Annotated in this window: 9 protein-coding genes; 6 read left to right on the forward strand and 3 right to left on the reverse strand. The window is 42.3% G+C overall.

The window, feature by feature from the left end:
• A partial coding sequence (locus HMPREF2832_RS03300; RefSeq protein WP_148131348.1) for an LPXTG cell wall anchor domain-containing protein occupies positions 1-860 on the forward strand: 860 nt, incomplete at its 5' end.
• A 64-nt stretch (positions 861-924) separates the two neighbouring features.
• Here the strand turns inward: HMPREF2832_RS03300 and galU are convergent.
• Together galU and HMPREF2832_RS03310 are read right to left on the reverse strand one after the other, a co-directional pair.
• Positions 925-1,833, reverse strand: a complete 909-nt coding sequence (galU, locus tag HMPREF2832_RS03305; RefSeq protein ID WP_049491186.1) for a UTP--glucose-1-phosphate uridylyltransferase GalU — start codon at positions 1,831-1,833, stop codon at positions 925-927.
• A 45-nt stretch (positions 1,834-1,878) separates the two neighbouring features.
• Positions 1,879-2,895, reverse strand: coding sequence for an NAD(P)H-dependent glycerol-3-phosphate dehydrogenase (locus tag HMPREF2832_RS03310; protein WP_061455810.1), 1,017 nt, complete (start codon positions 2,893-2,895; stop codon positions 1,879-1,881).
• Positions 2,896-3,167: 272 nt separating this feature from the next.
• Between HMPREF2832_RS03310 and HMPREF2832_RS03315 the strand changes: the two genes are divergently transcribed.
• On the forward strand, positions 3,168-3,857 hold the full coding sequence (locus HMPREF2832_RS03315) for a gamma-glutamyl-gamma-aminobutyrate hydrolase family protein (RefSeq protein ID WP_003002057.1): 690 nt from the start codon (positions 3,168-3,170) through the stop codon (positions 3,855-3,857).
• A 148-nt stretch (positions 3,858-4,005) separates the two neighbouring features.
• Here HMPREF2832_RS03315 and HMPREF2832_RS10560 read toward each other — a convergent pair whose 3' ends face one another.
• Entirely contained in the window at positions 4,006-7,272 is a 3,267-nt protein-coding gene (locus tag HMPREF2832_RS10560) for a SpaA isopeptide-forming pilin-related protein (RefSeq protein WP_070505547.1), read from the reverse strand.
• 419 nt (positions 7,273-7,691) lie between these two features.
• Here HMPREF2832_RS10560 and HMPREF2832_RS03325 point away from each other — a divergent pair, with 419 nt between their 5' ends.
• From HMPREF2832_RS03325 to HMPREF2832_RS03340, 4 genes are all read left to right on the forward strand, one after another.
• Positions 7,692-8,138, forward strand: coding sequence for a dUTP diphosphatase (locus HMPREF2832_RS03325; RefSeq protein WP_023919767.1), 447 nt, complete (start codon positions 7,692-7,694; stop codon positions 8,136-8,138).
• Position 8,139: 1 nt separating this feature from the next.
• A complete protein-coding gene (locus HMPREF2832_RS03330) occupies positions 8,140-8,679 on the forward strand; it encodes a histidine phosphatase family protein (protein WP_049497061.1) in 540 nt (179 codons plus the stop codon).
• A 13-nt stretch (positions 8,680-8,692) separates the two neighbouring features.
• Positions 8,693-10,054: a DNA repair protein RadA gene (gene radA / locus HMPREF2832_RS03335; protein WP_080978958.1), complete on the forward strand. Its 1,362-nt coding sequence runs from the start codon at positions 8,693-8,695 to the stop codon at positions 10,052-10,054.
• Between the two features lie 134 nt (positions 10,055-10,188).
• Complete coding sequence (locus tag HMPREF2832_RS03340) at positions 10,189-10,683, forward strand: beta-class carbonic anhydrase (protein ID WP_070505548.1); 495 nt, start codon at positions 10,189-10,191, stop codon at positions 10,681-10,683.
• Positions 10,684-10,726: the final 43 nt, after the last annotated feature.

The raw sequence follows: 10,726 nt of genomic DNA on the forward strand, positions 1-10,726 counted from the left end.
CAGAACCAAGCAAGGAAGAAACGAAACCAAGCACCGAGTCAAGCACCGAGCCAAGTAAGGAAGAAACGAAGCCAAGCACAGAATCAAGTACAGAACCAAGCAAGGAAGAAACGAAACCAAGCACAGAATCAAGTACAGAACCAAGCAAGGAAGAAACGAAGCCAAGCACTGAGTCAAGTACAGAACCAAGCAAGGAAGAAACGAAGCCAAGCACAGAATCAAGTACAGAACCAAGCAAGGAAGAAACGAAACCAAGCACTGAAGCAAGTACAGAACCAAGCAAGGAGGAAACAACACCAAGTAGTACAACTACTATTGTTCCTACAAACAGTAACAGTGTTAGTACCGTTGGTCGCCCAGTTTTACCAACAAATTCATATATTTTAGTAGACCAGGCAACAGGTATCGTCTTGCAAAACCCTGATTTTGCTCAAGGTGGCTATAGTCTCCTTGTTGAAGTTTTGAAAGATGTTAAAGAACTAGCTGGTAAAGAGTACAAGGCATATAATATTCAATTATCGAACCAAAATAATCCTGTACATCAAATTAGTTCAACGGTTGTGACCATTCCAGTCAATGGGCAAAAAGAAGTAGAAGCAGTTTATGGTATCGGTGAAGATGGTCAATTGGAATCCTTCCAATTCCAACTAAATGAAGATAAGTCAGCCGTAACATTTACAACCTCTCATTTCTCGACTTATGGAGTAGTTTATAAATCTGCAGCAAAAATTGAAGTGAAGAAAGGTGAGAAAAAATTACCATCAACCGGACAAAGTATCTCAATCGCGACGATGGTAGGCGGAGTTCTTTTGACAGTTTTTGGATTTGGCTACTACATCGAAAAACGTAGAACCCATTAAACGATACAGTTTATAAGATACAACAAAAAAAGGAAGTGAGAATGAAATCTCTCTTCCTTCTTTTTTAGTCTGCAGTTTGTTCAGTTGCTTCTAATTTTTTTCCAAGGTCGATAATATATTGTTTAAGATCATCTTTGACTTGAGGGTGTTTCAAGGCATAGTCAATCGAAGTTTTCATGAAGCCGAATTTATCACCTACATCGTAGCGTTGGCCTTTAAATTCACGGGCAAAGACTCGTTGGGTTTTATTGAGGGTGTCGATCGCATCCGTCAATTGAATTTCATTGCCAGCACCTGGTTCTTGATTTGCAAGAATATCAAAGATTTCAGGAGTCAAGAGGTAGCGCCCGATAATAGCGAGATCACTTGGAGCATCCTCTGGGTTTGGTTTTTCGACAAAAGTTTCAACGCTATAAAGACCGTTAATGCCTTCGCCTTGAGGTGCGATCACACCGTAAGAAGAAACCTCTTCGTGAGGGACTTCCATCACAGCGATAGTTGACGCATGGGTTTCATCGTAGTCGTTCATCAATTGTTTGGTCAATGGCAAGGCATCATCATTAGTGATGTCCATCAGATCATCTCCCAACATAACGACAAAAGGCTCGTTTCCAACAAAGGCTTTTGCCTGAAGAACAGCGTCCCCTAAACCTCGAGGGTGACTTTGACGGATGAAATGAAGATTGATCGCTGTTGTATCATTGACCAACTTGAGTAAGTCAGTCTTGCCTTTTTGCTCGAGGTTGTATTCCAATTCGAAGTTAGAATCGAAATGGTCTTCGATCGAACGTTTAGCCTTCCCTGTTACGACAAGGATTTCCTCAATTCCAGATTTCAGAGCCTCTTCTACGATGAATTGGATCGTAGGTTTGTCAACGATTGGCAACATTTCCTTTGCCAAAGCTTTGGTAGCTGGGAGGAAGCGTGTCCCCAAACCAGCCGCAGGAATGACTGCTTTTCTAACTTTAGTCATATAGTTTCCTTTCTAAAGGGTAGGATTGATGATAGGGTGGTTGACTTATTTCCACTCATTTTCTTCTTTAAATTCATTGCTCATCATGTGGTGGATGGCTTCGCGGATATCTTTTCCTTCATAGATGACTTGGTAAATGGCCTGTGTAATCGGCATATAGACATCCAATTCTTGGGCCAGCTCATGGGCGACTTTGGTCGTAGAGATCCCTTCAATGATCATGCCCATGTTGGCTTCGATGTCTTCCAATTTTTCGCCACGTCCGAGAGCATCCCCAGCTCGCCAGTTGCGGGAATGGACAGAAGTTCCGGTAACGATCAAGTCACCGACCCCAGACAAACCGCTATAGGTCAATGGGCTAGCTCCGAGCTTAACGCCAAGGCGCGTGATTTCAGCGAGACCGCGCGTGATGATAGCTGCTTTGGCATTGTCCCCATAACCAAGACCGTGCAGGGCCCCAGCTCCGACTGCGATGATATTCTTCAAGGCTCCAGCAGTTTCCACTCCTATGACATCTGTATTGGTATAGAGGCGGAAGTAGTGATTGCTAAAGAGTTCTTGAACATAGCGTGCAGCTTCTAAATCTTTTGAGGCAGCTGTAATGAGGGTGATGTCCCGTACGATGGTTTCTTCCGCATGACTCGGTCCAGAAACGACCACAACCTCACTGCGAAGAGAAGCAGGGATTTCTTCTTCAAGGATTTGAGAAATCCGATCGTGTGTACCAGGTTCTAGCCCTTTAGAAGCGTGCATGACTGTGACAGGGTGATCCAGTGTTTCAGCGACTTGTTTAGCGACCAGGCGGGTCACCTTTGTAGGAACGACAAAGAGGATAGCATCTACTCCGTCCAAGGCAGCTTTCAAATCAGTCGTAGCAGTGATTTCCTCACTAATAACGATATCTTTGAAATAGCGTTTGTTGGTATGATCGGTATTGATTTCATCGATTTGTTCTTGGATATTTCCCCAGAGACGGACTTCATGGCCGTTATCATTGAGGACTTGTGAAAGGGCTGTCCCCCATGAACCAGGACCCAATACTGCAACGGTTTGTTTTTCCATTGTATCTTCCATTTCTATGTCTATTTTTCAACAAGGCTAGGAATCTAGCGCTTGCACCTTCGAAAAGGCCTAATGAGTGCCTTGAAGGACGATTCTATTTTCCTCTCTATTTTAACATAATATAGGTAAAAAAACTTGTATGATTATCAATTGTTTTGTGAGGAAGGTGAGGGTGATAAATAAAATCTATCACGGTTTTAAAAAATACATATTAGACACTATCACTAATGGGTGGTAAGATAAGTAGTAGTTAAAATGAAGGAGGAATGAATATGTGCAGAACAATTGTTGGAGTATCCGCTAATCTCTGTCCGGTTGACCCGGAAGGGAAAAACCTTCATTCCTCCGTGTCTAGTCAATTTGCGGAAGGGATCCGTCAAGCAGGTGGGCTTCCAATGGTCATTCCAATGGGAGATCCTTCCTTGGTTAAGGACTATGTTGAAACGATTGACAAATTGATCTTAAGCGGAGGCCAAAATGTCGATCCTAGTCTCTATGGCGAAGAAAAAACGATCGAAAGCGATGATTACAATATCGAACGCGATCAATTTGAGCTTGCCCTACTGAAGGAAGCAGTTCGCCAAAACAAACCGGTTCTAGGAATATGCCGTGGAGTTCAGTTGATCAATGTGGCTTTTGGAGGAACACTCAACCAAGAGATCGAAGGTCATTGGCAAGGTCTTCCATTTGGGACTTCCCATTCTATCGAGACAAAAAAAGGTAGTGTGGTAGAGCAACTCTTTGGTCAGGCCAGTCGGATCAATTCCGTGCACCGTCAAAGTATCAAGGATCTTGCACCAAATTTCCGTGCGACTGCCTTTGATCCGCGTGATCACACCATCGAAGCGATTGAAGCAGTAGATGGCCATCGGATTATGGGCTTGCAGTGGCATCCAGAATACTTGGTCAATGAAGAAAAAGGGAATTTAGAACTCTTCCGTTATTTATTACAGGAATTATAATGAAGTTAAGAGGTTGGACTTGAGCTGATCTCTTTTTTGTGTCTTAGAAAAGACGCAAAAACACCGGAAATAAGATCAGAAAACAGGGCGGTCATCAATAAAAAAAACAGGTCCATCTAGCAATGCTAGATGAAAACCTGTTTTAGAATTATTCGTGGCGCTTTTTAGCAACGAGCATGCTTCCAGCACCTGCAAGGGCAAGCCCTGCTGCAATAAGTCCAGTACTTACTGTTTCACCAGTAGAAGGAAGGACTTGTTTCTTACCTTCTTTTGATTGTTTACCAGAAGGATGATTTCCTTTAGGTTTATCAGTCGAAGGTGTTGGAGGTGTTGAAGGAGTAGTTGGCGGAGTTGGAGGTGTCTTCGTGTTAACGACATTTCCTTTATCTACTACAAAGTTTGTAGATTTCACATAGTCTTCCACTGTAACAGTGATTGGATCGCTCAACAATTGATAGCCAGCTGGGGCTGTCAATTCCTTGATAACATAATCTCTTGCTTCAAATCCAATGAAAGTTACAAGACCATGCTCATCAGAAGTAGCAGTCGCTTGTCCTTCTCCATAAGGGTTGGCAACTGGTGTGACACCATCAGCTTCAAAGAGACCGAATACAGCGCCTGCAAGAGCATTTCCATCTGCGTCCACTTTATGCAACTGAATATTGTAAAGTTTTAATTTAGGTTTATCAACAGTCGGAGGAGTTGGTGGAATTGAAGTGAACGGTTTGTTAACGACATTTCCTTTATCCACTACACTGTTTGAAGCAACCAAATCACTAGCTGCGATCTTGATGACTTCATCTGATAATTGGTAACCATCTGGAGCTGTAAGCTCTCTTACTACATAATCTTTTGCTTCTAATCCTGTAAAGGTTACAAGACCGTTCGCATCAGAAGTTGCGGTCGCTTGACCTGCACCATAAGGGTTTGCTACAGGAGTCGTACCATCAGCTTCAAAGAGACCGAATACGGCACCAACAAGAGCTTTCCCTTCTTGGTTCACTTTGTGCAATTGGATGCTGTAGAGTTTCAATTCAGGTTTGTCAACAGTCGGTGGTGTTGGTGGAATTGAAGTGAACGGTTTGTTGACCACTGTTCCTTTGTCTACGACGAGGTTAGTCGCAGCTTTCAACTCGCTAGCAGAAACTTTAATCACATCTGTTGATAGTTGATAACCTTCTGGAGCAGTAAGTTCTTTCACCACATAATCTTTTGCTTCAAATCCTGTAAAAGTTACAAGACCATTTGCATCAGAAGTTGCGGTCGCTTGACCTGCACCATAAGGATTTGCTACAGGAGTAGTACCATCAGCTTCAAAGAGACCAAATACAGCACCTGCAAGAGCATTTCCATCTGCGTTAGCTTTGTGCAATTGAATGTTGTAGAGTTTCAATTCAGGTTTGTCAACAGTTGGAGGAGTTGGTGGAATTGAGGTTGTTACTAATTTGTTGGTGAAGGATGTTTTATCACCATATGCCACAGAAGCTTTGAGTGTATTGCTTGCATCATCTTTTGTGACAGTTACAGTAGCATCAATACTTCCTTCATCGTAGGTCATTCCTTTTGCTTTGCTTTCAGGAATAACTTCTTTGACCGTGTAGTGGAAGGTTTTTCCTGCGTCCTCTGATGAATATGAAATGTCATCAAAGGTTACCGTACCATCTGCAGCATTTTGTTTTGTTTGAAGAACTTTTCCGGTTTCATCCAACAATTGAAAATTGAATTCGCCATTCTTCAATTCAGCACCTTCTAAAATCTTGCTAGCTGAAATTTTAGCTTTTGCTGGTTGAGGAGCCGTATAAGTATTTGAGAAGGTTTTATTATCTGGATAAGCCACATCTGCTTTCAGGTTGTCGCCATCTTTTTTCACCTTAACAGTTACTTGTTTATCAGTCTTGTCATAGGTAATACCTGGGGTATTTCCAGCTACTTCCTTAACAGTGTAGGTGTGTTCACCTTCTTCGGTGTACTCAATTGGTGCAAATGTTACTTTTCCGTTTTTGTTGGTAACAGTTTGAAGCTTAGTTGCACCCTCGTACAATTCAAAGCTGAATTCGCCATCTGTTAGAGCACGACCGGTAAGAGCTTTCTCTAGTTCGATGGTAGCTTGTGTTTCTTTTGGCTTATCTTTCGGATTCACAATTGTTTTAGTTACTGAACGATCAGCTCCAAAATCTTCAATATTAACTTCTGTATCTGCATTCTTGATGACATAGCCTGATGGTGCTTCAACCTCGGTGATGATATATTTATCTTTCAACAGTTTGTTAACAGCAATATTACCATTATCATCTGATACATACTCACCAATAACTTGGTTATTAGCTTGACGAACTACTTTAAATTTAGCACCCTTAAGTGGTTGATTCGCCTCATCTACTTTATGGATATTGATTGAGTAAATATAACCAACACCAACACCACCAGCAATTTGAACTAAAGCACCATTTGTCACTTCTTTAACAACGACACCTTCACCTTTTAATGTAGCGTCATTATTCAATAATTCGCCATCAACGGGTTGGTAGTTTAATCGAACATTATAATCGATTCGGTATTGATCCGCTTCAGTAATATCTCCTAAATCAATAACAAAAGATTGTCCATCTTCAGCGACTGTAACTTTATGTTGATCTGTAACATCAACACGGTCAGAGAATTTCCATTCTCCATCTACAAATGCAAATTTACCTTTGACAACCTTAATGCTATCTTTTACGTAAGAAGCATTTGTAAATTTCAAGTGATCTTCAATTGTTACACTCTTGATGTTTTGTTTTGTACGATTGACTGAAATAGTGTATTGAACCTCTTTTCGGTCATTCTCATTAACCCAACTAGTCTTTGATAAAACTTGTGGATCTCCATCTCCGATACCTTTAAATGTAATCTTCCCGGCAGGTTTTGTTTCTTTATTAATCGTAATCTCAACTGGAATTTCTCCTTGTTGAGGGTGTTTTTTGAAATCGACACGAGCATAGAAGAAGAAAGTTCCTTTAGTATCTGAGTGTTTTTCAACATAATCCGTATAAGTTAAAGTAATGGACTTGTTATCAGCACTTAGTTTTGCATGTGCAATCACCTCATTTGTATTGATATCCTTGATTTCAATATTATCAGAGTTAATGATTATAGCATCAGGCACCGTAATTATCGTTTGATCTCCTGCCTTAACATTTTTTCCAGATAAATCAAAATCTGCATTAAGACGGAATGTAGCCCATTGTTTTAATTCCCAGTCGAGAACTCCGCCTTCATTATTTGATACCTTAACATTTTTGATTGTATCTACGAATTTTCCAGTTACTGAAACTTCAGGAGTTTCAGCTGAAGTGCGATTCAGACCTAAAGCGAAAAGCATGGCCACTAAACAAAGGACAAATGAGAAAATTTTAATATTCCTATTCTTTTTCATTTTATCTTCCCTTTTCATAAAAAAATAGTGCCTAATCATCAATGCCTGATTACTCTTAAAGATCTGGATATTTCAAACCCTATCTGTTGGTAATAAGAATTGAATGCTGAGACACGACCTCCACAAAATAATTTTATAGGGTAAAATATTTTGCTTTTAAAATTATTCCCTACACAGGGAATTATAGCAAAAATAAAGCTTATTTTCAAGCTTAAAATAGCATTTTTTAGCACAAATTATATGTCATATCAGTCATGATAGCGTTTTGTTTTCAGAAAAAAACATGAAAACAATATGTAACTTCCAGATTGAAGAGAATTCTTTTTAAAAATACGAATAGTAGTAGAGGGGAGACGCTAGGGCAAAGTGATGGTATAATAGAAGAGATGGAAACTATATAGAATGAAAGAGGAATGAAGATGACAAAAATTCGTGGATTTGAACTTGTATCAAGCTATACCAATCAGGACTTGTTACCAAAACGGGAGACAGCACACGCAGCTGGTTACGACTTAAAGGTGGCAGAACGCACGGTCATTGCACCAGGAGAAATCGTCCTCGTGCCAACTGGGGTCAAGGCCTATATGCAAGCGGGTGAGGTGCTCTATCTTTATGACCGTTCCTCTAACCCTCGCAAAAAAGGCCTGGTCTTAATCAACTCTGTGGGGGTTATCGATGGAGACTACTACGGAAATCCAGGAAATGAAGGCCATATCTTTGCTCAGATGAAAAATATTACCGACCAGGAAGTAGTCCTTGAAGTCGGTGAACGTGTGGTTCAAGCTGTCTTTGCTCCTTTCTTAATTGCAGATGGAGATGAGGCTGATGGCGTGCGGACTGGTGGCTTTGGAAGTACAGGGAAATAAGATGAAGATTATCTTTGTCCGTCATGGGGAGCCAGATTATAGTATGCTTGATAAACTTGAAAATCCCCAACTCTATAGTGGTTTTGGTCGTGATTTAGCACCATTGACAGGAAAAGGTCGCAGTCTGGCAAAAGAAGTTGCTAAAACTGTATGTTTTGGAAAGGCAGAGATTATTATTTCATCGTCTGTGACGAGGGCTTTAGAAACAGCACATTATATAGCAGTTGAAACAGGATTGGACTTGTTTGTGGAGCCGTTTTTTCATGAGTGGCGTCCAGACTTAGATGGCACTAACTCTGATTTAACTAGTGTATTGGTAGCTCATGAATATTATCTAAAACATCAAGGAGCTTTATCTGAAGATTCTCCTTATCGCTATGAAACTGATCTAGAGATGCGTCATCGTTTTTTAAGAGCTTTGGAAAAATATAAAAATTATAAAACTATTATCATTGTAACTCACGGAATGCTTATGCGCCAGTTTGTGCCAAATGAGAAGATTGATTTTTGCCAAGTGATTGAGTGTGAGATAGAGATTTAGAAAGAGGTTTATCATCGCAAAGAAAAAAACGACATTTATTTGTCAAAATTGTGCCTATAATTCACCCAAGTATCTAGGACGGTGTCCCAACTGTGGTTCTTGGTCTTCTTTTGTCGAGGAGGTCGAGGTCGCAGAGGTCAAGAATGCACGGGTATCCTTGACGGGTGAAAAGACCAAACCCATGAAATTGGCGGACGTGACCTCTATCAATGTTCACCGGACCAAGACGGAGATGGAGGAATTCAACCGTGTACTCGGTGGAGGAGTGGTCCCAGGGAGTCTCGTTCTCATCGGGGGAGATCCAGGGATTGGGAAATCGACCCTGCTTCTCCAAGTGTCGACCCAGTTGTCTCAAGTAGGAACGGTTCTCTATGTCAGTGGAGAGGAGTCGGCCCAGCAGATCAAACTCCGTGCAGAGCGATTGGGAGATATCGATAGCGAGTTTTACCTCTATGCCGAGACCAATATGCAGAGTGTCCGGGCAGAAGTAGAGCGCATCCAGCCTGATTTTCTGATCATTGACTCTATTCAGACGATCATGTCTCCTGAGATTTCAGGGGTGCAGGGGTCGGTCTCTCAGGTACGCGAGGTGACGGCTGAGCTCATGCAGCTGGCTAAGACCAATAACATTGCTATCTTTATCGTGGGGCATGTAACCAAGGAAGGAACCTTGGCGGGTCCTCGGATGCTGGAACACATGGTGGATACGGTGCTCTACTTTGAGGGCGAACGCCACCACACCTTCCGGATCCTGAGAGCGGTCAAGAACCGCTTTGGCTCCACCAATGAGATTGGGATCTTTGAGATGCAATCAGGTGGACTGGTTGAGGTCCTCAATCCCAGTCAGGTCTTTCTAGAAGAACGCCTGGATGGCGCGACTGGATCGTCCATCGTTGTGACCATGGAGGGGACTCGTCCGATTCTAGCTGAAGTGCAGGCCTTGGTGACACCAACCATGTTTGGAAATGCCAAGCGGACGACAACGGGGCTTGATTTCAATCGGGCCAGTCTCATCATGGCGGTGTTGGAAAAACGCGCAGGCCTCTTGCTTCAAAATCAGGATGCCTATCTTAAGTCTGCTGGAGGAGTTAAGTTGGATGAGCCGGCTATCGACCTAGCGGTTGCAGTTGCCATTGCCTCGAGCTACAAGGACAAACCAACCAACCCGCAGGAATGTTTCGTCGGAGAGTTGGGCTTGACAGGAGAAGTTCGCCGGGTCAACCGGATTGAACAACGGATCAATGAAGCTGCCAAGCTCGGTTTTACCAAGATTTATGTTCCGAAAAATTCTCTGACGGGGATCACGACGCCATCGGGGATCCAAGTGGTCGGTGTGAGTACACTAGCTGAAGTCTTGAAGAAAGTATTTAAATAGTAGAAAAGTCTTAAACGGGAAGTTTAAGGCTTTTTTTCAGATGTGACAGATGACAGGAGGTATCTCCTGACAGAAAGGATCGGATATGGTAAAATAATAGATAATTTGAATTTCAAAGGAATGAAGGAGAGACCATGTCTTATTTTGATAATTTTTTAACAGCCAACCAAGCTTATGTGGCGCTACATGGAGAGCTCCGTCTTCCGATTAAGCCCAAAACACAGGTAGCCATTGTGACCTGTATGGATTCCCGTCTTCACGTGGCGCCTGCACTAGGTCTGGCTCTTGGAGATGCCCATATTTTGCGGAATGCTGGAGGGCGCGTGACCGATGATATGATCCGCTCCTTGGTCATTTCCCAGCAGCAAATGGGAACCCGTGAAATTGTGGTCTTGCACCATACAGACTGTGGTGCACAGACCTTTGAAAACGAAGGCTTCCGTCAGCATCTCAAGAAAGAACTGGGTGTGGATGTAGGAGATCGCGATTTCCTTCCTTTTCAAGATATTGAGGAGAGTGTCCGCGAGGATATGGAGCTTTTAAAGGCTTCTCCTTTGATTCCAGAGGACGTCGTTATTTCGGGAGCTGTGTATGATGTGGACACCGGATTGATCTCAGAAGTGAAATAATGATATAGAAGAGTATAGGAAGACAGAACGATCTTAGTTTTCC

Origin of the sequence: Streptococcus sp. HMSC073D05 (genome assembly GCF_001812015.1) — a bacterium.
Taxonomy (GTDB): Bacteria; Bacillota; Bacilli; order Lactobacillales; family Streptococcaceae; genus Streptococcus; species Streptococcus parasanguinis_D.

Excerpts from the sequence above, each read along its gene's own strand:
- HMPREF2832_RS03325 (WP_023919767.1), top strand. The coding sequence starts at position 7,692 with ATGACAAAAATTCGTGGATTTGAACTTGTATCAAGCTATACCAATCAG.
- HMPREF2832_RS03340 (WP_070505548.1), top strand. The coding sequence starts at position 10,189 with ATGTCTTATTTTGATAATTTTTTAACAGCCAACCAAGCTTATGTGGCG.
- HMPREF2832_RS03330 (WP_049497061.1), top strand. The coding sequence starts at position 8,140 with ATGAAGATTATCTTTGTCCGTCATGGGGAGCCAGATTATAGTATGCTT.
- HMPREF2832_RS03315 (WP_003002057.1), top strand. The coding sequence starts at position 3,168 with ATGTGCAGAACAATTGTTGGAGTATCCGCTAATCTCTGTCCGGTTGAC.
- HMPREF2832_RS03310 (WP_061455810.1), bottom strand. The coding sequence starts at position 2,895 with ATGGAAAAACAAACCGTTGCAGTATTGGGTCCTGGTTCATGGGGGACA.
- HMPREF2832_RS10560 (WP_070505547.1), bottom strand. The coding sequence starts at position 7,272 with ATGAAAAAGAATAGGAATATTAAAATTTTCTCATTTGTCCTTTGTTTA.
- galU (WP_049491186.1), bottom strand. The coding sequence starts at position 1,833 with ATGACTAAAGTTAGAAAAGCAGTCATTCCTGCGGCTGGTTTGGGGACA.